The sequence below is a fragment of the Acidobacteriota bacterium genome (genome assembly GCA_030949985.1).
GTDB lineage: Bacteria > Acidobacteriota > Polarisedimenticolia > J045 > J045 > JALTMS01.
The window spans coordinates 1-25,475 of record JAUZRX010000024.1; the positions used below are offsets into that span (position 1 = coordinate 1).

Sequence of the window (25,475 nt, forward strand, 5' to 3'; positions counted from 1 at the left end):
GAGATGGTGATGCCCGGCGACCGCCTGGAGGTGGTGGGCGAGTTGCAGAAGCCGATCGCGATGGACAAGGGGCTTCGCTTCGCGATTCGTGAGGGTGGCCGCACCGTGGGTGCCGGCACCATCACCGAGATCATCGAGTAGGGGCGATTTCGCCGAGATGGATTCCGCTTCGGCGCGCCGCCCCGGCGGGTGGCCCCTGACGCGAGGACGCAGACGATGACTTCAGACAAGATTCGGATTCGACTCAAGGCTTACGATCACCGAATCCTCGACCAGTCGACCACCGAGATCGTCGATACGGCGCGGCGCACCGGCGCGACCGTGGCGGGCCCGATTCCCCTGCCCACCATGCGGAGCGTCTACACCGTTCTGCGTTCACCGCATGTCGACAAGAAATCCCGCGAGCAGTTCGAGATCCGCACGCACAAGCGGCTGCTCGACATTCTCGACCCGACGCCGGAAACGGTGGATGCGCTGATGAAGCTGGATCTTCCCGCCGGCGTGGACGTCGAGATCAAGGCTTACGGAACCTGAGCTGGAGACGCCGAGAATGGTCAACGGACTGATTGGCAAGAAGATCGGCATGACGCAGGTCTTCCTGGAGGACGGTCGGGCGGTGCCCGTGACGGTGCTGCGGGCGGGTCCCTGCGTTGTCGTGCAGCGTAAGACGATCGAGCGGGACGGCTACGAGGCCGCTCAACTCGGCCTCGTGGAAAAAGGTCCCGACCGGCAAGCCAACAAGCCCAAGCGCGGGCACTTCGCCAAGGTCGACCTGCCTCCGACGCGGGTTCTGCGCGAGTTCACCGTTTCCGGTGACGACGAGTCGGCTCCGGGGCAGACGGTGACCTGTGAGATCTTCGAGGCGGGCCAGAAGGTCGAGATCGTCGGTACGACGAAGGGGCGCGGCTTCCAGGGCGTGATGAAGCGGCACAACTTCGGCGGCGGACGGGCGACCCACGGATCGATGTTTCACCGGGCGCCGGGGTCGGTAGGGCAGTCGGCCTATCCCTCGCGGGTCTTTCCCGGTATGCGGCTTCCCGGGCAGATGGGTGACACCCGGGTGACGACGAAGGGTCTCGAGGTCGTGCGGGTCGACGCCGAACAGAATTTGATTCTCGTCAAGGGCTCGGTACCCGGCGCGCGGGGCAGCTTGGTGCTGATCCGCAAGCCCAACACGGCCAACTTCAAGCGCTAGCGCGCGGCCGGCGAGAGAGAGCGATGGCTGATGTTGCTGTTGTGAACCTGAAGCGGAAGAGCGTGGCAAACATCGATCTTCCCGATGCTGTCTACGATTACCCGTGGAAGCGCCACTTGTTGCACGAAGCCGTGCACCACTACCTGGCTTGCGCGCGTCGGGGCACCCACAAGGCCAAAAACCGCGTCGAAGTCAGCGGCGGCGGGAAGAAGCCGTGGCGCCAAAAGGGTACCGGCCGGGCACGGGTGGGCTCGATGCGCTCGCCGATCTGGCGCGGCGGTGGTGTGGTGCATGGTCCGCAGCCGAGAGACTATGCCTACCGTTTTCCCCGGAAGGCGCGCCGTCGGGCGTTGGCCTCGGCCCTCTCGGACAAATTGCGTGGTGAGAGCCTGGTGGTCGTCGAGAACCTCAACGTCGACAGTCACAAGACGAAGGACCTCGATCGCCTGGTGCGGAAGGACCTGGGCCTGGCGGGAAAGACGCTGCTGGTCTTCGACGGCGAGAACGAAAAGATCGAGCTGGCTTCGCGGAATCACCCGTCCATCGGTGCGATCCGGGTTATGCAGCTCCATGCTTACCACGTGCTCAATTTCGAAACCGTCGTGATTTCCCAGGCGGCGGCCGAGCAACTCGGGGAGGTGCTGGCGCGATGAGTGAGCTGAGTGTTTGGGAAGTGCTGCGGCGGCCCCGGTTGACCGAAAAGGCGACGCGCCTGCGGGAAGAGGCCCAGCGCTGGAAGAAGTCGGGCGAGACCTACGTCTTCGACGTGGATCCCCGGGCGAACAAGATTCAGGTTGCACAGGCCGTGGAGCAGATCTTCGGCGTAGAGGTGCTGCACGTGAGAACCGCCAATGTGCGGGGCAAGAAGCGCCGCTACGGTCGTTTCGAGGGTTACCGGGCTTCGCGCAAGAAGGCCTATGTGACCCTCAAACCGTCGAGCAAGACCATCGATTTCCTTGAAGGCTGATCGCCTCCGTGGCGCACAGCGAAGGGCCCTAAGGATGCCAGTCAAGAAATTCAAGCCGACATCCCCCGGACGCAGGCAGATGGAGGTCCTGATCTCGCCCGAGATCACGACCACCACGCCCTACAAGCCGTTGCTCGAGCCGAAGAAGCGTTCCGGCGGGCGCAACAGCAGTGGGCGCGTGACCATGTGGCACCGTGGCGGGGGGCACAAGCGGCGCTATCGCGTCATCGATTTCAAGCGCGACAAGTTCGATGTGCCGGGGAAGGTCGTTTCCATCGAATACGATCCGAACCGCAGCGCGAACATCGCCTTGGTGGCCTACGCGGACGGTGAAAAGCGGTACATCCTTGCGCCGGTGGGGCTGAAGCCGGGCCAGGAGGTGCTGTCCTCCGATGCCGCCGACATCGTTCTCGGCAATTGCCTGCCGCTGAAAAAGATCCCCGTCGGAACCGTCGTGCACAACATCGAGTTGCGGCCCGGAAAGGGGGGGCAGATGGCCCGCTCCGCGGGAGCCAGCGCTCAGTTGCTGGCCAAGGAGGGGCGCTACGCCCATGTCCGCCTGCCCTCCGGTGAAGTTCGGCTGGTGCTCACGACCTGCCGCGCCACCATCGGGCAGGTCGGCAATGTCGAGCACGGCAACGTGAGTATCGGCAAAGCCGGCAGGATGCGTTGGAAGGGGCGTCGCCCGGTGGTTCGCGGTGTGGCGATGAACCCGATCGATCATCCCCACGGCGGCGGCGAGGGCAAGTCCTCCGGCGGGCGCCATCCGGTGACGCCATGGGGCGTACCGACCAAGGGGCACAAGACTCGCAACAATCCGCGCACGGACAAGTTCATCGTCCGCCGTCGCGGGCAGAAGTAGCGGAGGCAGCCGTGGCACGTTCGATCTGGAAAGGGCCCTTCGTCGACGACCACCTGATGAAAAAGGTGGAGCAGATGAACGAGTCGAAGGAGCGCAAGGTGATTCGGACCTGGTCGCGCCGTTCGACGATCACTCCGGAGATGGTTGGGCATACCTTCGCCGTCCACAACGGCCGAAAGTTCATCCCGATTTTCGTCACGGAGAACATGGTGGGGCACAAGCTCGGTGAATTCGCGCCTACGCGGACCTACCGCGGACACGGCGGCAAGAAAGACAAGCGGGCCCGCAGGTAGGGCGGACGCCGGAAGCCGAAGGAGAGCGAAATGATTGCGCATGCCAAATTGCGCTACCTCAAGGCAAGCCCACAGAAGACCCGCCTGGTCGCCGACCAGGTGAGGGGCTGCGACGTGGGCGAGGCGTTGGGCATCCTGAAGACGAGCCCCAAGAGGGTTGCCCGAAGCCTCGAAAAGCTGCTCAACTCCGCCATCGCCAACGCGGAGAACCGTGAAGAGCGGATCGATGTCGATCGGCTCTACGTTTCGCGGATCTGGGTGGACAAGGGCCCCCAGGAGAAGCGAGGCCGTGCCGGCACGATGGGGCGATTCTTCCCCGTACTCAAGCGGCGTAGTCACGTCACGATCGAGCTTGACTTGCGCAAAGCCGGCAAGTAGCCGGGTTCGTTAGGAGCGAGGACGCGAGATGGGTCAGAAAGTACATCCTTACGGATTCCGGCTCGGCTATAACCGCACGTGGCGCAGCCGCTGGATCGAAAAGAAGAAATACGGGGATTTCCTCCACGAGGATCTCAAGCTCAGGGACGAGTTGAAGAAGCGGCTCTACCATGCCGGTATCGCCGACATCTCCGTCGAACGGGCTGGCGAGCACAAGCTGAAGGTCAACCTCTATACCGCGCGGCCGGGCATCATCATCGGACGCAAGGGAGCGGAGGTGGACAAGCTCCGTGCCGATCTCAAAAAGCGCACGGGCCGAGAGGTTTTCATCAATATTCTCGAGGTCGATAAGCCGGAGCTGAACGCGCAACTGGTCGCGGAAGGTATTGCGGCCCAGCTGGAGCGCCGGATCGCCTTCCGTCGGGCCATGCGCAAGGCCGTCGAGTCGGCCCAGCGTTTCGGCGCCAAGGGGATCAAGGTGCGCTGTTCCGGACGCCTGGGCGGTCACGAAATCGCCCGTTCGGAGTGGTATCTGGTCGGGCAGCTTCCGCTCCACACCCTGCGGGCCGATATCGACTACGGCTACGCCAGGGCGAAGACGACCTACGGAGTGATCGGCGTCAAGTGCTGGATCTACAAAGGGGAGCAGACCGAGGTCGTCATTCCCCGTGGACGCCAGCGCTAGGCGGTCGGAGGGCTCAGGACGATGTTGCAACCGAAGAGAACGAAGTTCCGCAAGCAGCAGCGCGGCCGTATGAAGGGCAACGCCCAGCGCGGCAACACGGTTGCTTTCGGCGAGTTCGGCCTCAAGGCGATGGGACGGGGATGGATCACCGCACGGCAGATCGAGGCGGCTCGAGTTGCGATGACCCGTTCGGTCAAGAGAGGTGGAAAGATCTGGATCCGGGTCTTCCCCGACAAGCCTGTCACCAAGAAGCCGATCGAAACCCGGCAGGGCAAGGGTAAGGGCGCGCCGGATCACTGGGTGGCCGTCGTGCGGCCCGGGCGGGTGATGTTCGAAATTGAGGGCGTGGCCGAAGACGTGGCGGCCCGGGCGATGAAGCTCGCGGCGAGCAAACTTCCGATCCCGGTCCGATTCGTCAAGCGTCGGCCGGTCTAGGCGGCGGGTGACGGGGTGATGAACCGATGAAAACGAGCAAGCTTCGCGACATGACGACCGACGAGTTGCACCGGGAGGCCGGAGAGTTGCGCCGGGCGCTGTTCAACCTGCGGCTGCAGAAGGCCACCGGCCAGCTCGAGAAGCCCCACAAGCTGCGGGAAACGCGGCACGATCTGGCCCGTGTGCTGACCTTGCTGAGCGAGCGGCGGGGCGACGAGAAGGAGAACGGCTGATGAGCGAATCGCAAAAGACGCGGGGCAAGGGCCAGAGCAAGGTCGGTACCGTGATCGGCCGCTCCGGTGCCAAGACGACCAAGGTCCGTGTGGAGCGATACATCAAGCATCCGATTTACAAGCGGTACATCCGGCGTTCGAAGACCTATCTCGTCCATGACGAAAACGAGGCCTGCCAGGCCGGTGACAAGGTGGAAATCATCGAGTCCCGGCCGTTGTCGGCTCGCAAGCGCTGGCGCCTGCACAAGGTGATCGCTCGCGCCGAACGGGCATAGGGGATAGCCATGATTCAAATGCAATCGATCCTCAAGGTCGCGGACAACTCCGGCGCGAAAAAGGTAATGGCGATCCGGCTGCGCGGCGGCAACTCCGGCAAGTATGGTGGCTTGGGGGATGTCATTACGGCCAGTGTCAAGGAGGCCAGTCCGGACGGAACCGTCAAGAAGGGCGCGGTGGTGCGGGCCGTGATCGTGCGTACGCGGCACGCGAATCGACGGAAGGACGGTTCCTACATCCAATTCGACGAGAATGCCGCCGTCTTGATCAACGACGCCGGTGAGCCGATCGGCACCCGTGTTTTCGGGCCGGTGGCCAGGGAATTGCGTGAGAAGCAGTACATGCGGATCGTTTCCCTGGCGCCCGAGGTCCTGTGAGGTAGACGATGCACATTCGCAAGGGTGACCAGGTCGCGGTGATCAGCGGCAAGGACAAGGGCAAGCGCGGCAAGGTGCTGCACATCATCGGCAATCGAGCGATCGTCGAAGGTGTGGGGATGATTCGCAAGCACATGCGCGCCAACCCGCAAAAGGGAATCCAGGGTGGGATCCTCGAGCAAGAGGCTCCGATCCATGTCTCGAACCTGCTGCCCGTCGATCCAGAGAGCGGTAAGCCGACGCGTGTCGGTCACAAGTTCCTGGATAGCGACGGCGTCAAGCGCAAGGTGCGGATCGCCAGGCGGTCCAGCGCCGAGCTGGATAGGTGAGGAAGGCGATGTCGGAGTATCCGCGTCTTCGCAGGATTTACGAGGAAGAAATCCGGGCGGCCCTGATGGAGGAGTTTTCCATCAAGAATCCGATGGCCGTGCCGCGGCTCAACAAGATCGTTGTCAACATGGGTCTTGGAGAGGCGTCGCGGGAGCCCAAGCTGCTCGATGAGGCGACCGAGGAACTCACGGCGATCGTCGGGCAGAAGCCCACCGTCAGGCGGGCCAGGAAGTCGATCTCCAACTTCAAGCTGCGCGAAGGGATGCCGGTCGGCCTGGCCGCGACCCTGCGCGGCAACAGGATGTGGGAGTTCTACGACCGCCTGGTGAACCTGGCTCTTCCACGTGTGAGGGACTTCCGCGGCATTTCGGGCAAGGCATTCGATGGCCGGGGTAATTACACGCTTGGGGTGAAGGATCAACTCATCTTCCCCGAAGTGAACTACGCGAAGGTCAGCCGAGCCATTGGAATGAACATCACGATCGTGACTTCGGCCACGGCTGATGCCGAGGCCAAGGCGCTACTCCGGCGGCTCGGCATGCCGTTTGCGAACTGACAGGGACGAGGAGGAGAGCCCCATGGCGACGAAGGCCAAGATGGCCCTGTTGCACAGGAAGCCGAAATATGCGGTCCGCGTGAGAAACCGGTGCCGGCGTTGCGGTCGGCCGCGCGGTTATATGCGGAAATTCCAGCTTTGTCGTGTGTGCTTCCGGGAACTCAGCCTGCAGGGCTATGTTCCTGGTGTCCGCAAGGCGAGTTGGTAGGACCTGGGAACGGAAAGGGGTGATCGATGTCGATGACTGACCCGATCGCGGACATGCTCACGCGCATCCGGAATGCGCTGATGGCGGAGCATCGCACGGTGGTCTTGCCCTCCTCGCGAATCAAGCGGGAGATCGCGCAGATTCTCAAGAGCGAGGGTTACATCAGTGACTTTCGTCACGAGGACGACGGCGCGCAGGGTGTTCTTCACGTGGAATTGAAGTACGGACCGGAGGGCGAGCGCGTGATCAGCGGGCTGCGCCGGATCTCCCGGCCCGGCCGCCGCGTCTATATCGGCCGGAAGGAGATCCCGGACGTGCTGGGTGGAATGGGGATCACCATTCTCTCCACCTCCAAGGGCGTACTGGACGGACGTTCCGCCCGCCAGCATGGTGTCGGCGGCGAACGCCTCTGTGACGTCTGGTAGGGAGGAAGCGGGATGTCGAGAATTGGAAATGCACCCGTAGCCCTGCCTGGAGGGGTCAGCCTGGACATGAAGGCGGACCACGTGCAGGTGAAGGGGCCGAAGGGCAACCTGGCCGTGCCTGTCGCCGCGGGTATTTCAGTCAAGGTCGAGGACGGAGTGGCCCGGTGCTCCCGGCGAGACGATTCGCCCCGGCAGCGGGCGCTGCATGGTTTGACCCGCGCCCTGCTGGCCAATGCCGTCAAGGGCGTTTCGGAAGGCTACGAGCGCACCTTGTTGGTGGTGGGAACCGGTTATCGTGCCGAGGCCAAGGGCAATGGCCTGACCCTGAGCCTGGGCTTCTCGCATCCGGTGGAATACCCGCTTCCCGAGGGGATCTCCGCACGGGTGGAGGAGCGGAACACGGTGATCGTTCTCAGCGGGATCGACAAGCAGAAGATCGGCCAGGTGGCCGCGGAAATCCGCGCCTTGCGTCCGCCCGATGCCTACAAGGGCAAGGGCGTTCGCTACAAGGAAGAGCGGATTCATCTCAAGCCGGGCAAGGCCGCCGGAAAGTAGCGGGGTGAGAAGCGATGTACGCTCGTAAGGATCGAAAGGCAGACCGCGTCAAAGTGCGCAGGAGGATCCGGGGGAAAATCCGCGGAACCGCCGACCGGCCGCGTCTGTCCGTTTTTCGCAGCAACCGGCATATCGCGGTGCAGGCGATCGATGATGAGGCCGGCGCCACGCTGGCCGCCGCCTCGACTCTCGAGAAGAGCTGCAGGATCGAGGGTGGATCGAGCGGCAGCAAGGCAGCCGCCGCCGAAGTCGGGCGGCTGATCGCCGAGCGTTTGCGAGAGAAGGGACTCGAGACCGTGGTCTTCGACCGGGGCGGGTTCCTGTTTCACGGCAGGGTCAAGGCCCTCGCCGACGCGGCCCGTGAAGGTGGGCTCAAGTTCTGACCGGCTACGGCCGCGGCGGAGGATGAAGTGGCTTTCGATAGATCAGATCGCGACGGCTCGGACCTCAGAGACCAGGTCGTCTTCATCAATCGGGTGACGAAGGTCGTCAAGGGCGGAAAGAACTTTTCGTTCTCGGCGCTGGTCGTGGTTGGTGATGGCAAGGGGCGTGTGGGCTTTGGCATGGGCAAGGCCAAGGAAGTGCCCTCGGCGATCTCCAAAGGGATCGAGCGAGCCAAGCACGCCATGGTGAAGATTCCTTTGAGGGGAACGACCATCCCGCACCAGGTCGTCGGCAGGCATGGAGCCGGCCGGGTGTTGCTCAAGCCGGCTTCTCCCGGCACGGGCGTGATCGCCGGTGGGGCCGTACGCGCGATCCTCGAAACGCTCGGCGTCCAGGACGTGCTGACCAAGTGCATCGGGACGCAGAATCCGCACAACGTCGTTCGCGCCACTCTCGACGGACTGCAGCAGCTCCGAGACCTGCGGGAAATCGCCAAGCTTCGGGGCGTTCCTCTCGAACACGTACAGGCTACCGCGGGCCCGACCGCGCCCTCGATCGGTGGTGGTCCCGGCGGAGGTGAGGGATGAGCGAGCAGGGAAAGCTGAGGATCCAGCAGTATCGCAGCGGCATCGGGTTTCCGCGGCGTCAGAAGCAGACCTTGGCCGCCTTGGGCCTGGGCAAGATCAATCGTGTCGTCGAACGTCCTGACAACCCCTGCATCCGTGGAATGGTGAGCAAAATTCCCCATCTCGTCCGTATCCTCGACGAGAACACCGAGCGCTGAGGCGAACCGGAGGTTTAGATCCATGAGATTGCACGATATCGGCCCGGCCCCGGGCTCCCGGAAGAAGCGCAAGCGGATCGGTCGTGGACCTGGTTCCGGCACGGGGAAGACCGCCGGAAGGGGAGAAAAGGGCCAGAAGTCCAGGTCCGGCTACTCCCGGCGCTGGGGCTTCGAGGGCGGACAGATGCCCCTCGTGCGGCGTGTTCCCAAGCGTGGATTCACGAACATCTTTCGTGAGGACTACGCAGAGGTGAACGTAGGGCGTCTCGGACGCTTCGATTCCGGAGCCGAGGTCACCCCCGAGGCGCTGGTCGACAAGGGCCTGTTGCGGCGGTCGGAGACCCTGCGGATCAAACTCCTGGGCAAAGGTGAGATCGATCGCCCCCTGACCGTACATGTGCACAAGGTCAGCGCCGGCGCGCGCAGCAAGATCGAAGGCGCCGGGGGCAAGGTGGTGATCATCGGAGGCGAGGCGGCCGAGTCATGATCGAAAGTCTGCAGAACATTTTTCGCATACCGGACCTGCGCAAACGAGTGCTCTTCACACTCGGTATGCTCGGCGTCTACCGGATTGGTGCTTTTATTCCGATCCCCGGTATCGACCTGCAGGCTCTCGAGAGCTGGTTTCAGGCCAACCAGGGTGGTGTCTTCGGGCTGGTGGACATGTTCACCGGCGGGAATTTCAGCAACCTGACGATTTTCGCTCTCGGGATCATGCCGTACATTTCGGCGTCGATCATTCTGCAGCTGCTGGCCGTGGTCTGGCCGTACCTCGAACGCTTACAGAAGGAAGGCGAGGCCGGACGCCAGAAGATCACCCAGTGGACGCGCTACGGAACCGTGCTGCTCTCGATCATCCAGGCCGTCGGAATCTGCGTCTGGGTCACGAAGATCGATGCGACCGGAGATCCGATCGTGCCGAATCCGGGCCCGACCTTCTGGCTGTTGACGATCATCACCCTGACCACGGGTACCGCCTTCATCATGTGGATCGGTGAGCAGATTACCGAACGCGGCATCGGAAACGGTATTTCACTGATCATCTTCGCCGGCATCGTCGCCGGGCTCCCCGGCGGGACCCGAGCGATGGTGCAGGAGCTTCTGCGCGGCGAGCGCAGCATCATCGTAGCGGTCCTGCTACTGCTCGTGATGGTTGCCGTTGTCGCCGCGGTTGTTTTCATCGAGCGGGCTCAGCGGAGGATACCGATTCAGTACGCGAGTCGCGTGCGTGGGCGGCGCATGATGCGCGGAACCGCGACCTTCCTGCCGCTGAAAGTCAACACTGGTGGCGTGATCCCGGTCATTTTCGCATCTTCGCTGCTCGCGCTGCCTCAGACCCTGATTACAGCGCTTTACCAGCGTTTTCCGAATCCTGTCTTCGGGATGCTCAACCGGCAGTTGAACTACAACATGCCGCTGTGGGACCTGCTCTACATCGTTCTGATCGTGCTGTTCTGCTTCTTCTACACCTCGATTATTTTCAACCCGATGGACACCGCCGACAATATGAAGCGGGTCGGTGGTTTCATTCCCGGGGTGCGGCCGGGCAAGCAGACGGCGAACTACATCGATACGGTGCTCACCCGGCTGACCTTTGCTGGAGCCATTTACCTTTCGGCGATTTCGCTGCTGCCGATTTTCCTGATCAGCGGAATCCCGCTTCATCTGCTCGAACCGGCGGCGATCGGTGAGTTCTTCGAGCGCATGGTCCCGGGTTTCGTCCTCAATGGTATGAACGTCAAGTTCTACTTCGGGGGTACGTCACTGCTGATCGTGGTAGGCGTGGCGATGGACACGGTGCAACAGATCGAGAGCCAGTTGGTCATGCGGCACTACGATGGCTTCCTGAAAGGCACGCGCTTGCGAGGGAGGAGATAAGCCGTTGAACCTGTTGATCTTCGGCCCACCGGGGGCGGGCAAAGGAACCCAGGCGGCACGCATCAGCGCGCAGCGGGAGATTCCCCACATCAGCACCGGGGAAATGCTGCGCGTCGCCGTGGGCTCCGGCTCGGAACTCGGCCTGAGAGTCAAGAAGATCATCGAACGCGGGCATCTCGTATCGGACGAAGTGATGGGCGAACTCGTTGCCCAGCGCCTGGCCGAAAAGGATGCCCGGGGCGGATTTCTGCTCGATGGATTCCCGCGAACTGTCGCCCAGGTCGAGATTCTCGACCAGGTCCTCGGGAACGCGCGGCGCATCGACAGCGTCCTGATGCTGGATGTACCGGATCGGGAGCTTGTCGAGCGGTTGCTGCGGCGGGCCACGATCGAAGGCCGGAAGGACGACAACCGGGAGACCATCGAGGAACGGCTTCGGGTCTACCGTGCGCGCACGGAGCCCGTGGCGGGAGTTTACCAGAAGCGCGGGCTGCTCCGGACGATCGATGGTACCGGGTCGATCGAAGAGGTGTTCGCGCGTATTGAGGCGGTTCTGGACCGTACCGCGGCTGAGGGCGCATGAGTTCTGCTGTTGCAGGGCCGGCGTTCCCGGCAAAAGGCCGCCGCCGCATGAGCGGCGCGGTAAAGGAGTAGGGCCTTGGCCAAGGAAGAGGCCATCCAGGTAGAGGCAACGGTGATTGAAACCTTGCCGAATGCGATGTTCCGGCTCGAGCTGGAGAACGGCCACAAGGTGTTGGCCCATATCTCGGGCAGAATGCGGAAGAACTTCATTCGCATTCTGCCCGGGGACCGGGTTCTGGTGGAACTTTCTCCGTATGATCTGAACCGGGGACGCATTGTCTACCGCTACAAGTAGGAACTTTCCGCAGGACGGGGGCTGTACCCGGGTGGAAAGCGACGAGGTGAATGATGAAAGTCAGAGCATCGGTCAAGAAGATGTGTGACAAGTGCAAGATTGTCCGGCGCAAGGGTGTGGTCCGGGTGATCTGCGAGAACCCCAAGCACAAGCAGCGGCAGGGTTGACGGCCAGCGCCGTCCGGACCCAAGCGACTAGGAGAACGCAGTATGGCACGCATCGCCGGTGTTGATCTTCCCCTGCAGAAGCGAATTGACATCGCTCTGACCTACATCTACGGAATCGGCCTGACGCGGTCGCTCAGCATTCTGGCCAAGGCGGAATGCCCCGGCCATGTGCGCGTCAAGGATCTCACCGAAGATCAGGCGCGGCGGATTCGGCAGATCATCCAGGATGAGGGTCGGGTCGAGGGAGATCTGCGGAAGAACATTCAGATGGACATCAAGCGGCTGATCGAGATCGGTTGCTACCGGGGTATGCGGCACCGCATGAGCCTGCCGGTGCGGGGGCAGCGGACGCATACCAACGCGCGGACGAAGAAGGGTCCGCGGGTGGCTGTGGCTGGAAAGAAGAAAGTACGCAAGTAGGGTGGGTAGTCGACACCCGCGGGGGCGGGGCCCTGCTCATGGAAGCAGGGTACGGTCTATGGCGGTAGACCTCGAGCGCGCCCCGAGTCGTTGGCCGAACCGCTGCGAGCCTGCCACGGCAGGCGACGGAGAGTAGAGAGCATGGCGAAAGGTGGCAAGGGCAAGAGGACCACGCGCCGCAAAGAGAAGAAGAACGTACCCCACGGCGTGTGCCACATCCAGGCGACCTTCAACAACACGATCGTGACCATCACCGACCCGGTGGGGAACGTGGTGGCGTGGTCGAGCGCAGGACGGGTCGGCTTCAAGGGCTCGCGCAAGGGTACGCCCTTCGCGGCCCAGATGGCTTCTCAGCAGGCGTGCAACCTGGCAAGGGAGCACGGGGTTCGGACCGTGGACGTGCGTGTCCAGGGGCCCGGTGCGGGGCGGGAATCGTCGATCCGGGCGCTTGCCGCCTCGGGTCTCGACGTTCGCTCGATCAAGGACGTCACACCGATTCCGCACAACGGTTGCCGGCCGCCCAAGCGGCGCCGGGTCTGAGGAGGGCTGGCAGATGGGACGTTATATCGGTTCAGTTTGCAGGCTCTGTCGGCGGGAAGGCGCGCAGCTTTTCCTGAAAGGTGAGCGCTGCTTCAAGGACAAGTGCGCCATCAAGCGCCGCAACTACGCTCCCGGTCAGCATGGCCGGCGTCGGATCAAGCTGCAGGGCTACGGCCTGCAGTTGCGCGAGAAACAGAAGGTCAAGAGGATCTACGGTGTTCTCGAGAGCCAGTTCCGGATCTACTTCCGTAAGGCTGCCGCCGCCCGAGGCGTGACCGGCGAGAATCTGCTGACGATGCTCGAGCGTCGCCTGGACAACGTGGTCTACCGGCTGGGTTTTGCGACCTCCCGGGCCCAGGCTCGGCAGTTCGTCAATCACGGGCATTTCGCGGTCAACGGGCGAAAGGTGGATATCGCCTCGTTCCAGGTGCGCAAGGATGACGTGATCGAACTGCGTGAAAACAGCCGGAAGAACGCTGTGATCCAAGGTAACCTGGACACGGCCGAGGGACGTGGAATTCCGCGCTGGCTCTCGCTCGATGCGGCTCAGTTCAAGGGTACCGTGATGGCTCTGCCGACGCGGGAAGACATCGCGATGCCGATCCAGGAAAACCTGATCGTCGAGCTTTATTCGAAGTGATGCGGACGCACCGGCGGCCGGGCTGGACGGCGCGCCGGGTCCCTCGGGGTGCCACGCGCGCCCGGACGGAGGTACGATGATCGAGACGGGTTTCCAAAAGCCGAAGTTCCTCGAGGTCGACCGCGCCAGCCTGACTGGCGAGTATGGCCTTTTTACCGCTCAGCCCTATGAAAAGGGATTCGGGACGACGATCGGCAACGCCCTGCGTCGGATCCTGCTCTCCTCGATCGAGGGAGCTGCTGTGACGGCGGTGAAGATCGAGGGGGTACTGCACGAATTCTCCTCGATTCCCGGAGTGATCGAGGATGTGACCGACATCATCCTCAACCTCAAGCGGATTCCGTTCCGGCTGCACATTCCCCGGGTGGAGACGGTGCGCATCAACGCCAAGGGCCCGAAGACGGTGACTGCCGGGGACATCGAAGCCGGCTCCAATATCGAGATTCTCGATCCGGACGCCGTCATCGCCACCCTCTCCGACGAGGGTGCTCTCGAAATGGAACTGAGGATCAAGCCGGGCCGGGGATACATTCCCGCCGACCTGAACATGGACGATGATCTGGCGCTGGGGTATATTCCGATCGACTCGGTCCATTCGCCCGTGCGGAGGGTGAACTATACCGTCGACCCGGCCCGTGTCGGTCGTTCGACAGACTATGACAAGTTGATCCTGGAAGTGTGGACCGACGGCTCCATCGCACCGGTCGATGCTGTGGCGGCGGCGGCCAAGCTGCTCAAGGATCATCTTTCAATTTTCATCAATTTCGAGGACCGGGTCGAGGAAGACGACCAGCAGCAGGACACCGAGGACGAGAAGCTCCGCGAACACCTGGACCGCTCGATCGACGAGCTCGATCTGTCGGTACGCTCCTACAACTGCCTGAAGAACGCCGGAATCGAAACCGTGCGGGATCTGGTGCAGAAGACGGAGCCGGAGTTGCTCAAGACGAAGAATTTCGGGCGGAAGTCGCTGAACGAGATCAAGGAGATGATGGCCGACATGGGTCTCTCCCTGGGTATGCGACTCGGCGGCGGTGGCGCCGCAAACCAGGCCTGATGGCAGAGGTTGAGGATCGATGAGACATCGCTGGGGATACAGGAAGCTCGGGAGAAAGTCGGAGCATCGCAGGGCGACCCTGCGTAACCTGGCTACCGCACTCTTCGTCCACGAGCGCATCACAACCACGCTGGCCAATGCCAAGGAACTGCGTTCCTACGCCGAGCGCCTGATCACCCGCGCGCGTAAGGACAGCGTTCATTCGCGGCGGATCGTGGCCAGGGAATTGCACAGCCGGACGGTCGTCAAGCATCTGTTTGACGAGATCGCTCCGCGTTTTGCGGATCGACCGGGCGGCTACACGCGAATCATGAAGATGATGCCGCGACGTGGCGACAACGCCGAGATGGCGATCATCGAACTGGTCTCGCGCAAGGACGGTGAGTAGGTCATCTCCATGAGAGGCGTGATCCCGGCGTCGCCGGGGGGAGTAGAAACCGCCGTGGGCGGAAATCCGAGGCAGAAAAAGGGAGGGTCGCCCGCGGGCGGCCCTTTTTCTTGATCCCATCAGGCTGAGAGGGCGGGGATGTCGCGACGGACAGCAATAAAGAAAGTCCTTGTCATTGGATCCGGACCGATCGTGATCGGCCAGGCCTGTGAGTTCGACTACAGCGGCACACAGGCATGCAAGGCCTTGCAGGAAGAGGGCATCGAAGTCGTCCTGGTCAATTCGAACCCGGCGACAATCATGACTGATCCCGAAGTGGCGGAAAGAACATATGTGGAGCCGCTGACGGTCCCTTCCGTAAGGGGCATCATCGCGCGCGAACGACCGGACGCAGTGCTGGCGACCGTCGGAGGACAGACCGCACTGAACCTGGCGGTGGACCTCGATGAGGCCGGCGTCTTCGAAGAGTTCGGGGTGCGGATGATCGGGGTCAACCGCAAGGCTGTCGAGGTTTGCGAAGATCGCGAGAAGTTCCTCGCTGCCGTGGCGGGCGTCGGGCTGGAAATGCCGCGGGGGCGTTTCGCGACAAACCTCGACGAGGCGCGGGAGATCCGTGACGCGATCGGGTTTCCGCTGGTGATTCGGCCGTCTTTTACGCTGGGTGGTAGCGGCGGGGGCATTGCCTGGAACGACGAGGAGTTGACCGCGATCGCCGGCCAGGGGATCGACCTGTCGCCGATCGGTCAGGTCCTGATCGAGGAGTCGATCATCGGCTGGAAGGAATATGAACTGGAGGTGATGCGTGACGAGGCGGACAACGTCGTCATCATTTGCAGTATCGAAAACTTCGATGCGATGGGTGTGCACACGGGCGACTCGATCACCGTCGCGCCGGCCCAGACGTTGACCGACCGTGAATATCAGTTGATGCGTGACGCTGCGATTCGAATCATTCGTGCCGTCGGGGTGGAAACCGGGGGCAGTAACATCCAGTTCGCCATCGATCCGGAAAGCGGCAGAATGCTGGTTATCGAGATGAATCCGCGGGTCTCGAGGTCGTCGGCATTGGCCTCCAAGGCGACCGGATTTCCGATTGCGCGCATCGCCGCCAAACTTGCCATCGGTTACACCCTCGACGAGATACCCAACGACATCACCAGGGAAACGCCGGCAAGCTTCGAGCCTTCACTGGACTACGTCGTGGTCAAAGTCCCCCGGTGGGCGTTCGAGAAATTCCCGTCGACCGCCCCCGACCTCGGAACCCAGATGCGCTCGGTAGGCGAAGCGATGGCCATCGGGCGCACCTTTCCGGAGGCGCTGCAGAAGGCGTTGCGGAGCCTCGAGACCGGCCGCTTCGGGCTCGGCGGAGATGGGACCCAAGTCGTTGAACCGGCGCGCCTGAACGAACGCATGGCGACTCCGAACTGGCAGCGCTTGTTCTACATCAAGCATGCGTTGCTGGCCGGAGAGAGTGTCGAGCGAATTTCCCGGATCACGCGGGTCGACCCGTGGTTCCTCAAGCAAATCGAAGAGCTCGTCGGGGTGGAAGGCCGGCTGCGTGCGTTCCGTCTCGACAGCGTTCCCGAGGAATTGCTGCGACGTGCCAAGCGCTTCGGTTTTTCCGACAGGCAGCTGGCGGTTCTGCTCGACTCCAGGGAAGAAGACGTGCGGCGGCGGCGCTGGGATATCGGTCTGCGACCGGTGTTCAAGCGGGTGGACACTTGCGCGGCGGAGTTCGAGGCGCATACACCCTATCTCTACTCGACCTACGAAGACGAATGTGAGGCGGAGCCCACGGATCGGAAAAAGGTGATGGTTCTGGGCTCGGGGCCGAACCGGATCGGGCAGGGGATCGAGTTCGACTACTGCTGCTGTCATGCTTCTTTCGCGCTGCGTGAGGAAGGCGTCGAGTCGATCATGGTCAACTGCAACCCGGAAACCGTGTCGACCGATTTCGATACATCGGATCGGCTCTACTTCGAACCGTTGAACCTGGAGGACGTGCTGGAGATCGTCCATCGGGAGCAGCCCGACGGCGTGATCGTCCAATTCGGCGGTCAGACCCCGCTCAAGTTGGCGCTGCCGCTCAAGGAGGCGGGTGTGCCGATCCTGGGCACCTCGCCGGAGAGTATCGACCTGGCCGAGGACCGCGAGCGATTCGGTGCGCTGCTGGGCGAACTGGGGATCAAGGCCCCGGAGTGGGGCACAGCCCGGTCCCTCGAAGAAGCCCGGGACATCGCTCGTCGTATCGGCTTCCCCCTGCTGGTGCGGCCGTCATACGTTCTCGGCGGGCGCGCGATGTTCATCTGCTGGGACGAGGAATCGCTGTCGGTGATGACGCGCAAGGCGGTCGAGGCCTCTCCGGAACATCCGGTACTGCTCGATCGTTTTCTCGAAGACGCATTCGAGATCGATGTCGACGCGCTCTGCGACGGCGAGCAGGTGGTCGTCGGGGCGGTGATGCAGCATATCGAGGAGGCGGGAATCCACTCGGGGGACAGCGCCTGCGTGATCCCGCCCTACCACGAGACGGTGCGGCGGCACGAGGACGAGTTGCGGCGCATCACCCGGGAGCTGGCGTTGGCCTTGAATGTGCGGGGCCTGGTCAATATCCAGTTCGCGATCCGGGACGATACGGTCTACGTGCTGGAGGTCAATCCGAGGGCTTCCCGGACCGTACCCTTCGTCGCCAAGGCGACGGGGCTTCCGCTGGCCGCGCTGGCGACGCGGGTCATGCTGGGCCGGAGCCTCGAGGAGCTGGGCGTGCGCGAAAGGCAAGTGGAGGGCGCGGTGTTCATCAAGGAGCCCGTGCTGCCCTGGGCGCGTTTTCCCGGCGAGGATCCGGTGTTGGGGCCGGAGATGAAGTCCACCGGGGAGGTGATGGGCGTCGGCGTCGATTTCGGCGAGGCCTTTCTCAAGGCGCAGTGGGGGGCCGGTGAGGATCTGCCCACGGAAGGACGCGCCTTCCTTTCGGTGCACGACCGTGACAAGCCGGGTCTGCTGGCTGTGGCCCAGGACCTGGTCGAACTGGGTTTCGTATTGCTGGCCACGGCGGGCACCGCCGAGTTTCTCCGGGGCCACGGGCTCGAGGTGGAAACGGTGTTCAAGGTCAACGAGGGTCGTCCGCACGTGGTGGACCGGCTGCTCAGCGGCGATGTGCAGGTGGTGATCAACACGCCCCTCGGTGCACCCTCTTTCTACGACGAACGGGCGATTCGACTCAGTGCTCTCCAGCGCCGGATCCCGTTGATCACGACCCTGACCGGCGCCGCTTCGGCGGTGAGGGCGATTCGTACGCGGCAGGCTCAGAATCTGAGCTTCCGCTGTCTGCAGGAACTCCATGCCCAGCGACCGGACTGAGCTCCCCCCCGGCGCTCGGCGGCTGCCGCGGCCTCCCGAGGTGCTGCTTTTCGATCTCGACGGGGTGCTGGTGGAGACTTTCGACGCGTGGGTCGCGGTGCTCGACGCCTGCCGCCGGCATCGGGGTCTGGCGCCGTTGGGACCGGAACCGATCCGGCGCACCTGGGGCCAGGGAATTCTGGCGGACTGCCGTACTTTTTTCCCGGGTACGGACCCCGCGCGGCTGGCGCGGGAATACGACCAGGGCTTCGCCCGCCACCTGGAGAAGGTGAAACCAATGGCCGGTGTGGGGGCGTTGCTGACCCTGTTGCGGCGGCGAGGGATCCCCACGGCGGTGGTGACCAACTCGCCGGCGGCCATGACCCGACGCCTGCTGGCCGGCGTGCAGGCGGACGGGCGGCCGCTGGGAGAGTTCTTCGATGTCGTGGCCTGTGGAGACGAGGTGCAACGGGGAAAACCGGCACCGGAATTGCTCGAACTCGCCCTCGAACGGCTGGGGCACGGCGTCCCGGGTTCGGTGATGGTGGGGGATACGGACAACGATCGGTTGGCGGCGCAGGCGGCCGGTATCCCTTTCGTCGGATTTTGCATCTCTGGAGACGAGTGCGTGGAGTGCCTCGACCAGTTGGCGCCCCGGCTCGGTTTGAGCGAATAATCTTCCTCGGTGCCGGTGGACCCTCCGCCCGGGAGGGCGCCGGTGGGAGCTGGAACCATGCCGATCTACGAGTTTCAATGCAAGGAGTGCGGCGAGAGTCTCGAGGCGTTGCGGCGCATGGGTCAGGGAGCCGAAGGGCTGCAATGCCCTCGCTGCGGGAGCCATGAGCTGGTGCAGAAGCTCTCCTCCTTCGCCACCTCCGGCGGTGCCGCCCCGTCGTGCAGCACCTCGCCCACTTGCGGCGCCGGGGGCGGCGGCGGTGGTGGGTGAGCCTTCTGACCTCGCGGGCTCGGTGAGCCCGTAGATGGACAGGCTTCTCCGCCACGCGCTCTTCAAGCGGGCGGCCGGCAGAGGCTGAGCACGCCGTGCAGGGGGAGGGTGGTATCCCAGCGGGGATCCGCCGTACAGCGCCGCAAGACCAGCCTGCCGCGTCGTCGGAGGGCGCCGGCCTCGCTGCGATTTCCCTGGCGCAGGTAGAGTTCCGGCTGGTCGAGCAGGGCTGCGCCCCGGAGGGCCGGCAGAGCCAGTTCCCGGCTCAGGGCGATGGCCCGGCGCGACCACTTCAGCCCCTCACCGCATCGTCCGGCAAGTGCCGCGCAGCGGGCGGCCGTGCGCAGGGACTCGATGCGGACCGGAGTTTTCGGCGAGCCCATCTGCAGCGCGCGTCGGCCGAGGGTCCATGCCGCGCGGCGACGTCCCTGGCGACGATAGACCTCGGCACGCACCGTCGTGGCCAGGGCCGCCACATCGTCGTCAGTCGGCGCATCGTCCGCGGTGCCGATCGCTTCGGCCAGCTCGAGGGCCTGCTTTGAGTGCGCCGTCGCGAGATGGCTGATCGCGCCCACCAGGCGGGTGAGAGGATCCGGCCTGAGGCCTGCGACCAGCAGGCCCGCCACCGCGGCCTGTCCGCCCCCGATCTGGGCGGTGGCCAGGGCCAGCACGTCGCCCCGGGATGGGGCGGAGGGCAGGGCCAGGCGGAGTACGTGGCAGGCCGCGTTCCAGCGGCCGAGGGCGGCTTCGGCCCGGCCCCAGCTGCGCAGACTGGGGCGGTCGAGGGCGGGCTGGCTCCTGGCGTGCAGCGCTCGCAGCACCCGTGTGGCCCCGAGCAGATCGCCGGCCGCCAGTGCCTGACGCCACCGGACCCGTCCCCCCGCGCCCTCCAGAAGATCTTCATCGAGCAGGGCCGCCAGGCGTGCGGTGGTTTCTCCGACGCCCTCGCCCAGGGCGCGCAGCAGGCTGAGATAGCGGGAAAGAGTGATGTCGGCCTGGCCCGTTTCCACCCGGGAGAGATGGGAACGGGTGACACGGACGCCTTCGCCGCGGGTGGCCCGTTCCACGTCGTCGAGCGAGAGTCGGCCTTCAAGGCGGATGTGGCGCAGGGCGCGGCCGAGAGTTGAACGCAGGGTCTGCTGGCGGGGATGCATCGCGAGTCCTCCTTGAATATGTTTTTTCGGTAGCCCCAGAGTGCCCCCGACGGGGTAGGAAAGAAAAGGGCCCGGGGCGGAAAAAGGCGACGTGGGAGGCGACAACCGCGAAACCTCGCGCTGGAGCGTGTGTTTTTTGTTGCATCGCTGCGTCCCCGTTTTGGGAATTGCCCCCGAGAGCGGGGCGTCGGGGACTCAGGCGGTGACGACGGCGATCCGGGCCCGCACCGCGGTCAGCTCTTCGAGCAGCGAGAAGACGCTTGCGGGGCGCTGATTGGGATCTTTCGAGAGCAGGCGTGTGACCAGTTCTTCCACCGGTTGCGGGATGCCTTCCCGGAATCGGGAAATCGGTGGCGGCGGCTCTTCGATTTGCAGCCGCAACACCTCCGCCACGTTGTCCGATGCGAAGGGTTCCCGGCCCGTGAGCAAAAAATAGGTCAGTACGCCGATGGCGTAGAGATCGGCGCGCTGGTCCGCGGCTTCGCCGCGGATCTGTTCCGGGGCCATGTAGGCCGGCGAGCCCATCACCAGTCCTTCGCGGGTCAGGTGCACGTCGCCCTGGCGGGCGATGCCGAAGTCCACCAGCCGGGGCCGCCCCTCCTGGTCGAGCAGGACGTTTTCAGGCTTGACGTCCCGGTGAACGATGCCCAAGCGGTGGGCGGCGGCCAGGCCCGAGGCCACGCCGGAGATGAACTCGAGCACCTGGCCGAGGGGAATGGGATGACGGTTGCCGGCCCACTGGCGCAGGTCCACTCCGTCGATGTACTCCATGACGATGAAGCGCAGCTCGCGCCAGCGTTCGAAGGTGTGGACCCGCACGATGTTGGGATGGTTGATCTGGCGCGTGAGTCGGATTTCCTGGATGAAACGCTTTTCCACCGTCTCGCCGATGGGACCGGAGAGTACCTTCAGCGCAACGGGTTCCTCGAGCACCAGGTCCCGTGCGGCGAAGACCGTACCCATGCCGCCGCGCCCGATTTCCCGGAGGATCTCGTAGCGGTTGGCCAGCAAGGCGCCGGGCAGCAGGTGGGTACCGTGCAACTCTTCGAGAAGCTGCTGGGCCGAGCCGAGCCGATGGGAACGATCGGGAACCAGGCAGCCTCGCACCACGCGCTGGAGCAGGTCCGGGATCGGGTGGCCCGCCCGCTCCGGCAGCCGCGGGGCTTCGGCGCCGCGGGGCGGGGGAGGGAGCGTACCGGTGAGCATCTCCCAGGCCAGCACGCCCAGCAGATAGATATCCGAAGACGGGTCGCAGCGCTCACCGCGCAGGGACTCCGGGGAGCGGTAAGCGGCAGGGAGGGTCGGATCGTCCGAGTGACGCAGGCCGATGCCGAAGTCGATCAGTCGGGCCTCGAACGATGTGCTGATGATGATATTTTCCGGTCGCAGGTTGCGGGCCAGCAGGCCCAGTCCGTGGGCGTAGTCCAGGGCCTCGGCCAGGCGTGTGATGACCTGGATCGATCGCGGAACGTCGAGGGGGCCTTCGCTGGACAGGATCTCCCGCAGGGACTTGCCGGCGACATGTTCCTCGACGACGAAGATTCCCGCCCCGTCCCGGCCCGCATCGTGAATCGCGGCGATCGCCGGGTGGTGCAGCCGCGCGATGCGGCGGATATCCGCAAGGATTCTCTCGGCTGCCGACTCGGTGGGAATCAGGGGGGGCGCGAAGCGGCGCAGGACGACCCGCCGCTCCATGGTGCTGTCGATGGCCAGGAAGGCCTGACCGGGAACGTAGCCCTCCAGCGGCCCCTCGATGGTGTAGCGGTCGGGGGAACTCGAGGCCGGCCCTGGCTGCTGGTCGATACGTCGTTCGATCTGGGCCAGTCGCTGGGAGGCATCCCGGTAGTTCAACTCGAGGGCCACCACGCGGCCGAGAGCCGTGGCTGCGTCCCGCAGCTTGCCGGTGCGCTCGAGTACGTTGGCCAGGCGGTACCAGCCCTCCGGATCCGGCTCCCGCTCCGGGTCCGCCAACCCCCGGCGATAGTGGTCCGCCGCCACCGAGTCCATGCCCAGCCGCTCGAAGAGTCGGCCCAGCCGCATGGCGGCAGCGGTGGCGTCCTCGCTGTCGGCCGCGATTCCCTGGAGCACGCGCACCGCCGCGTCCACGTCACCGCAGCGCTCGTAGAGTTCGGAAGCGGTCAGCCGTTCTCCCGCTTCCTCGTAGGCCCTCGCCGCCTCCGCCAGCTGGCCGCAGGCCTCCAGGCAGCGTGCCGCGTCACGGACCGAACCCGCGTCGCGGAAATGGCGCGCGGCGTCGGCGTAGTCCCCGGCCCGCTCCATGGCCGCCGCCGCGGCGACGATGTCTCCGGCCGCTTCGTGGGCCCAGGCGGCCTCCGCCGAGCACCCCAGTTGTTCGAGGCAGCCCGCCGCCTGGCTGGGGTGTCCCGATTCCAGGTAGAGAGCCGCCGCCTCGGCCCAGCGCGAAGCGGCGCGGAAGGCCTCCGCCGCCAGTTCGGGGTCGATTTCACCGGGGTTGAGCTTCTCGGCGATCTCGGCGGCGCGTTCGTTTTCGCCCGCGGCGAGAAAGGCGCGGATGGCTCGCTCCGGTCGGTGGGCCCGGGCCCAGGCGGCGGCGGCGTCCCGTGAGCGGCCCGAGCGTTCGAGCCAGCGGGCCCCGCGGTCGGGAATGCCGCTGGCGAGAAACTGTTGCCCGAGCCGGGCCGCCAGGCCCAGCACCTCTTTCTGGTCCACGCGGACGTTGCCCGAGCGCAACAGGCTCTCGAGGCAGCGCTCGGCCTTGTCCGGGCAGCGGGCCTCGATGAACAGCCGAGCGGCCCGAAGAAAATCGCCGGTGTGTTCGTAGAGCGTAGCCGCCGGCTCGGGATGTCCGAGTTGCTCGTGAATCTCGGCGGCCCGCCGGGCCTGGTTGGCCTGGACGAAGAGGCGGGCGGCCCGCTCCCGGTCGCCGCAGCGGAGGGCCATCTCGGCGGCCTCGAGAGTCATGCCGCCCATCTCGTACTCCCGGGTCGCGGTGGCGTGTTCGCCGAGTTCCGAGGCGACCTGGCCGGCGAGGCGATGGTGGCGGCCTTTTTGGTACATTTTCAGCGCCTGGCTGAGTTCACCACCCAGCCGGTAGAGATCGCCCGCGGTGGAATAGTCTCCCCTCAGGGCGGCCCACCTGGCTTTTCTTGCCCATCCTCGCGCCATCATATGCTCGGGGAAGAACATAGGATCTCCCCCCGCCGGGGGGCCACTACCGACTTCGGTCAGAAGTGCTGGTCTCGTGCTAGCTTGGGCGCCAGACTGGCAGAAGGAAGCCCAGATGACCGCTAGACCCCTGATCGACATGTTGCGCCGGCTGACCCCACCCGCGATCGAGGAGATCCTCATGCGGGAGCGGGTGGTTCGGCGTGCCCAGGCTTACGCGGCCGAAAATCGCGTGGACGAGGTCTGGCTCGAGCGGGGCGCCCTGCGGGCTCACGTGTCGGGATCGTCGGAAACGCCCTACCACGCCGTGATTCGCCTGCGGGAGGGGCATCTGGATGCCGAATGTTCCTGCCCCTACGAGCGCGGGCTGTGCTGGCATGTGGGGGCCATCCTGCTGACTCTCTCGAGCCACGGAGAACTGATCGACGCCCTCGAGGAAAACCTGGCCCCCGTCCTCCAGGAGGAGGAAGGCAGCGGGCCTGCCACCGCCGAGGATGACCAGGCGGGCGCTCCGGCCCCGCAAGGCGGGGTCCGCGCTGCGGGACCCACCGCCGCCCAGCAGGCCGCCTTGCGCCAGGCCCGCCGGGAGGAAGTGCAGGAACATCTGCTGGGCTGGCCTCGCCAGCGCCTGGTGGACCTGCTGACCGAGTTGGCCCTGGACGACGCCGGAGTGGAGGCCCGGATCCAGCGTTTCCAGGAGGAGCCCACCGACATCGACCTGCGGCTTTTTCGGCAGGCTGGAAAGACGGCTCTCCGCCCGGGGGTCGTGTTGGATCGCTACGAGGTGGCCCGTATCGCCGCGGACTTGCACGAGGTGGCCGCTTCGGTGCGGCGCCTGGTCCATTCCGGGCACCCGGAGCAAGCCCTGGATCTGCTGCTGGAACTGGCCTCCATGGCCTGGGCTCGGGCGGCCGAAGTGGACGACCGGGACGGGGCCCTCGAAGGATTCGTGCGGGAAGTCCTGCGCACCTGGATCCAGGGCTGGGAAGAGATCGACGGGCGGGACCGCCAGCGCCTGGCTCGCGAGGTTTTCGGCTGGCTGATGGAGGACGCCGGGGCCCTGACCCGAGGCCTGATCTTCGAGGGCCGTGGGACCCTCGGACCGACCGGTCTCGAGACGCTGTCGAACCTGCTCGCGCCGTTGCTCGAGCAGCGGCAGCAGCAGCGTCCGGCCATCCTGGGCGGAGAGGATGGCTGGACCCACGCGGATCCCCTGGCGGAGCGGATTCGGGCGGCCTTGCGGGAAACCGCCGAGGCCCGTGGCGACCTGGATGAATTTCTGCGGCACTGCGACCCGTCGGGAGGGCACGGCGTCGAGGTGCTGGCGGCTGCCCGCCGCCTGGAGAGAGAGGGCCGGCTCGACGAGGCCCTGGACTGGGTCGAAAAAGGTCGTCGCCGGGCCCGCGGCACGGCCCGGGCCAGCCTCGAGGACCTGCGGATTTCCCTGCTCCACCGCCTCGGTCGCAGGCGCCAGGCCATCGAGGCCGCCTGGGAGATCTTCGTCGCTCAGCCCGGGGCCCACACCTTCGCTCGACTCCAGGAAACGGCCGGCGAGCACGAACGCGGGCAATGGCGGACCCGGGCGATCGACCATGCGGAGGCCAGTTCGGATGCCACGGCTTTCGTGGAGATTTGCCTGGCGGCCCGGGAGGTCGAGCGGTTGGCGCATCGCCTCGATGCCAGCCCGGGCTTCATCCTGGCCGCCGCGCCGACAGTCCTGGAGCGGACCGCGCTGATGCTCGAAGATCGCAGCGCCTGGGCGTCTATGAAGATCTACCAGCACCTGGCGACCCGCCTGCTCGCCGAGGGCGACGCACGGCACTACGGCAAGGTCCGGGAGCATCTGGAAGGCCTTCGCCGGGCCTGCGGGAAAGACGAGAACGGTCCTGCCTGGGAGGCACACCTCGAGCAGCTGGCCAGGAACTTCGCCGTGGTACGGGCCTGGTTCCCGTCGCCATAGCCTGCCGGCCCGGAAGTCG

37 protein-coding genes are annotated in these 25,475 nt (G+C 64.9%); 35 read left to right on the forward strand and 2 right to left on the reverse strand.

Features of this window, described 5'->3' with window-relative positions:
• The 34 genes from tuf to Q9Q40_07280 form a co-directional block, all read left to right on the forward strand.
• On the forward strand, window positions 1-141 hold a 141-nt coding region (tuf, locus tag Q9Q40_07115; GenBank protein ID MDQ7006985.1), incomplete at its 5' end, for an elongation factor Tu.
• A gap of 75 nt (window positions 142-216) precedes the next feature.
• A complete protein-coding gene (rpsJ, locus tag Q9Q40_07120; GenBank protein MDQ7006986.1) occupies window positions 217-534 on the forward strand; it encodes a 30S ribosomal protein S10 in 318 nt (105 codons plus the stop codon).
• 16 nt (window positions 535-550) lie between these two features.
• The gene (gene rplC, locus Q9Q40_07125) at window positions 551-1,195 is read left to right on the forward strand and encodes a 50S ribosomal protein L3 (GenBank protein ID MDQ7006987.1); all 645 of its coding nucleotides are present in this window, start codon (window positions 551-553) and stop codon (window positions 1,193-1,195) included.
• Between the two features lie 23 nt (window positions 1,196-1,218).
• Window positions 1,219-1,848 carry a 50S ribosomal protein L4 gene (gene rplD, locus Q9Q40_07130; protein MDQ7006988.1) on the forward strand — a complete coding sequence of 210 codons (630 nt, stop codon included), beginning with the start codon at window positions 1,219-1,221 and terminating at the stop codon, window positions 1,846-1,848.
• Entirely contained in the window at window positions 1,845-2,162 is a 318-nt protein-coding gene (gene rplW, locus Q9Q40_07135; GenBank protein MDQ7006989.1) for a 50S ribosomal protein L23, read from the forward strand. Before rplD ends, rplW begins: the two co-directional genes overlap by 4 nt.
• Before the next feature lie 34 nt (window positions 2,163-2,196).
• Window positions 2,197-3,024, forward strand: a complete 828-nt coding sequence (rplB, locus tag Q9Q40_07140) for a 50S ribosomal protein L2 (GenBank protein MDQ7006990.1) — start codon at window positions 2,197-2,199, stop codon at window positions 3,022-3,024.
• Window positions 3,025-3,035: 11 nt separating this feature from the next.
• Complete coding sequence (gene rpsS / locus Q9Q40_07145) at window positions 3,036-3,317, forward strand: 30S ribosomal protein S19 (protein ID MDQ7006991.1); 282 nt, start codon at window positions 3,036-3,038, stop codon at window positions 3,315-3,317.
• A gap of 30 nt (window positions 3,318-3,347) precedes the next feature.
• Window positions 3,348-3,695, forward strand: a complete 348-nt coding sequence (gene rplV / locus Q9Q40_07150) for a 50S ribosomal protein L22 (protein MDQ7006992.1) — start codon at window positions 3,348-3,350, stop codon at window positions 3,693-3,695.
• Window positions 3,696-3,723: 28 nt separating this feature from the next.
• Complete coding sequence (gene rpsC, locus Q9Q40_07155) at window positions 3,724-4,380, forward strand: 30S ribosomal protein S3 (GenBank protein MDQ7006993.1); 657 nt, start codon at window positions 3,724-3,726, stop codon at window positions 4,378-4,380.
• Between the two features lie 21 nt (window positions 4,381-4,401).
• On the forward strand, window positions 4,402-4,815 hold the full coding sequence (gene rplP, locus Q9Q40_07160) for a 50S ribosomal protein L16 (protein MDQ7006994.1): 414 nt from the start codon (window positions 4,402-4,404) through the stop codon (window positions 4,813-4,815).
• Window positions 4,816-4,841: 26 nt separating this feature from the next.
• Window positions 4,842-5,048: a 50S ribosomal protein L29 gene (gene rpmC / locus Q9Q40_07165; GenBank protein ID MDQ7006995.1), complete on the forward strand. Its 207-nt coding sequence runs from the start codon at window positions 4,842-4,844 to the stop codon at window positions 5,046-5,048.
• Entirely contained in the window at window positions 5,048-5,323 is a 276-nt protein-coding gene (rpsQ, locus tag Q9Q40_07170; GenBank protein MDQ7006996.1) for a 30S ribosomal protein S17, read from the forward strand. The genes rpmC and rpsQ overlap by 1 nt, the downstream gene beginning before the upstream one ends.
• A 9-nt stretch (window positions 5,324-5,332) precedes the next feature.
• Complete coding sequence (gene rplN / locus Q9Q40_07175; protein ID MDQ7006997.1) at window positions 5,333-5,701, forward strand: 50S ribosomal protein L14; 369 nt, start codon at window positions 5,333-5,335, stop codon at window positions 5,699-5,701.
• Between the two features lie 8 nt (window positions 5,702-5,709).
• Window positions 5,710-6,030 carry a 50S ribosomal protein L24 gene (gene rplX / locus Q9Q40_07180; protein ID MDQ7006998.1) on the forward strand — a complete coding sequence of 107 codons (321 nt, stop codon included), beginning with the start codon at window positions 5,710-5,712 and terminating at the stop codon, window positions 6,028-6,030.
• Window positions 6,031-6,038: 8 nt separating this feature from the next.
• Complete coding sequence (gene rplE / locus Q9Q40_07185) at window positions 6,039-6,587, forward strand: 50S ribosomal protein L5 (GenBank protein ID MDQ7006999.1); 549 nt, start codon at window positions 6,039-6,041, stop codon at window positions 6,585-6,587.
• Window positions 6,588-6,609: 22 nt separating this feature from the next.
• A complete protein-coding gene (locus Q9Q40_07190) occupies window positions 6,610-6,795 on the forward strand; it encodes a type Z 30S ribosomal protein S14 (GenBank protein MDQ7007000.1) in 186 nt (61 codons plus the stop codon).
• A gap of 26 nt (window positions 6,796-6,821) precedes the next feature.
• On the forward strand, window positions 6,822-7,220 hold the full coding sequence (rpsH, locus tag Q9Q40_07195) for a 30S ribosomal protein S8 (GenBank protein MDQ7007001.1): 399 nt from the start codon (window positions 6,822-6,824) through the stop codon (window positions 7,218-7,220).
• 12 nt (window positions 7,221-7,232) lie between these two features.
• Window positions 7,233-7,775, forward strand: a complete 543-nt coding sequence (rplF, locus tag Q9Q40_07200; GenBank protein ID MDQ7007002.1) for a 50S ribosomal protein L6 — start codon at window positions 7,233-7,235, stop codon at window positions 7,773-7,775.
• 14 nt (window positions 7,776-7,789) lie between these two features.
• Window positions 7,790-8,158, forward strand: coding sequence for a 50S ribosomal protein L18 (gene rplR, locus Q9Q40_07205; protein MDQ7007003.1), 369 nt, complete (start codon window positions 7,790-7,792; stop codon window positions 8,156-8,158).
• Between the two features lie 27 nt (window positions 8,159-8,185).
• Window positions 8,186-8,746: a 30S ribosomal protein S5 gene (gene rpsE / locus Q9Q40_07210; protein MDQ7007004.1), complete on the forward strand. Its 561-nt coding sequence runs from the start codon at window positions 8,186-8,188 to the stop codon at window positions 8,744-8,746.
• Complete coding sequence (rpmD, locus tag Q9Q40_07215; protein ID MDQ7007005.1) at window positions 8,743-8,943, forward strand: 50S ribosomal protein L30; 201 nt, start codon at window positions 8,743-8,745, stop codon at window positions 8,941-8,943. Before rpsE ends, rpmD begins: the two co-directional genes overlap by 4 nt.
• 22 nt (window positions 8,944-8,965) lie before the next feature.
• On the forward strand, window positions 8,966-9,430 hold the full coding sequence (gene rplO, locus Q9Q40_07220) for a 50S ribosomal protein L15 (protein ID MDQ7007006.1): 465 nt from the start codon (window positions 8,966-8,968) through the stop codon (window positions 9,428-9,430).
• Complete coding sequence (gene secY, locus Q9Q40_07225) at window positions 9,427-10,821, forward strand: preprotein translocase subunit SecY (protein MDQ7007007.1); 1,395 nt, start codon at window positions 9,427-9,429, stop codon at window positions 10,819-10,821. Before rplO ends, secY begins: the two co-directional genes overlap by 4 nt.
• Window positions 10,822-10,825: 4 nt before the next feature.
• Entirely contained in the window at window positions 10,826-11,404 is a 579-nt protein-coding gene (locus Q9Q40_07230) for an adenylate kinase (GenBank protein MDQ7007008.1), read from the forward strand.
• A gap of 75 nt (window positions 11,405-11,479) precedes the next feature.
• Window positions 11,480-11,698, forward strand: a complete 219-nt coding sequence (gene infA, locus Q9Q40_07235; protein ID MDQ7007009.1) for a translation initiation factor IF-1 — start codon at window positions 11,480-11,482, stop codon at window positions 11,696-11,698.
• Window positions 11,699-11,751: 53 nt separating this feature from the next.
• Entirely contained in the window at window positions 11,752-11,865 is a 114-nt protein-coding gene (gene rpmJ / locus Q9Q40_07240; GenBank protein MDQ7007010.1) for a 50S ribosomal protein L36, read from the forward strand.
• A gap of 42 nt (window positions 11,866-11,907) precedes the next feature.
• Window positions 11,908-12,285, forward strand: coding sequence for a 30S ribosomal protein S13 (gene rpsM / locus Q9Q40_07245; GenBank protein ID MDQ7007011.1), 378 nt, complete (start codon window positions 11,908-11,910; stop codon window positions 12,283-12,285).
• 141 nt (window positions 12,286-12,426) lie between these two features.
• Complete coding sequence (gene rpsK / locus Q9Q40_07250) at window positions 12,427-12,825, forward strand: 30S ribosomal protein S11 (protein ID MDQ7007012.1); 399 nt, start codon at window positions 12,427-12,429, stop codon at window positions 12,823-12,825.
• A gap of 13 nt (window positions 12,826-12,838) precedes the next feature.
• A complete protein-coding gene (gene rpsD / locus Q9Q40_07255) occupies window positions 12,839-13,465 on the forward strand; it encodes a 30S ribosomal protein S4 (GenBank protein MDQ7007013.1) in 627 nt (208 codons plus the stop codon).
• A 76-nt stretch (window positions 13,466-13,541) separates the two neighbouring features.
• Window positions 13,542-14,522, forward strand: a complete 981-nt coding sequence (locus Q9Q40_07260; protein MDQ7007014.1) for a DNA-directed RNA polymerase subunit alpha — start codon at window positions 13,542-13,544, stop codon at window positions 14,520-14,522.
• Window positions 14,523-14,541: 19 nt separating this feature from the next.
• On the forward strand, window positions 14,542-14,910 hold the full coding sequence (rplQ, locus tag Q9Q40_07265) for a 50S ribosomal protein L17 (GenBank protein ID MDQ7007015.1): 369 nt from the start codon (window positions 14,542-14,544) through the stop codon (window positions 14,908-14,910).
• 138 nt (window positions 14,911-15,048) lie between these two features.
• Entirely contained in the window at window positions 15,049-18,270 is a 3,222-nt protein-coding gene (gene carB / locus Q9Q40_07270) for a carbamoyl-phosphate synthase large subunit (GenBank protein MDQ7007016.1), read from the forward strand.
• Window positions 18,251-18,925 carry an HAD-IA family hydrolase gene (locus tag Q9Q40_07275; protein MDQ7007017.1) on the forward strand — a complete coding sequence of 225 codons (675 nt, stop codon included), beginning with the start codon at window positions 18,251-18,253 and terminating at the stop codon, window positions 18,923-18,925. The genes carB and Q9Q40_07275 overlap by 20 nt, the downstream gene beginning before the upstream one ends.
• Before the next feature lie 42 nt (window positions 18,926-18,967).
• On the forward strand, window positions 18,968-19,195 hold the full coding sequence (locus Q9Q40_07280) for a zinc ribbon domain-containing protein (GenBank protein MDQ7007018.1): 228 nt from the start codon (window positions 18,968-18,970) through the stop codon (window positions 19,193-19,195).
• Between the two features lie 62 nt (window positions 19,196-19,257).
• Here Q9Q40_07280 and Q9Q40_07285 read toward each other — a convergent pair whose 3' ends face one another.
• On the reverse strand, window positions 19,258-20,349 hold the full coding sequence (locus tag Q9Q40_07285; GenBank protein MDQ7007019.1) for a helix-turn-helix transcriptional regulator: 1,092 nt from the start codon (window positions 20,347-20,349) through the stop codon (window positions 19,258-19,260).
• A 195-nt stretch (window positions 20,350-20,544) separates the two neighbouring features.
• A complete protein-coding gene (locus Q9Q40_07290; protein MDQ7007020.1) occupies window positions 20,545-23,496 on the reverse strand; it encodes a serine/threonine-protein kinase in 2,952 nt (983 codons plus the stop codon).
• A gap of 115 nt (window positions 23,497-23,611) precedes the next feature.
• Here Q9Q40_07290 and Q9Q40_07295 point away from each other — a divergent pair, with 115 nt between their 5' ends.
• Complete coding sequence (locus Q9Q40_07295) at window positions 23,612-25,456, forward strand: hypothetical protein (GenBank protein MDQ7007021.1); 1,845 nt, start codon at window positions 23,612-23,614, stop codon at window positions 25,454-25,456.
• Window positions 25,457-25,475 lie beyond the last annotated feature (19 nt).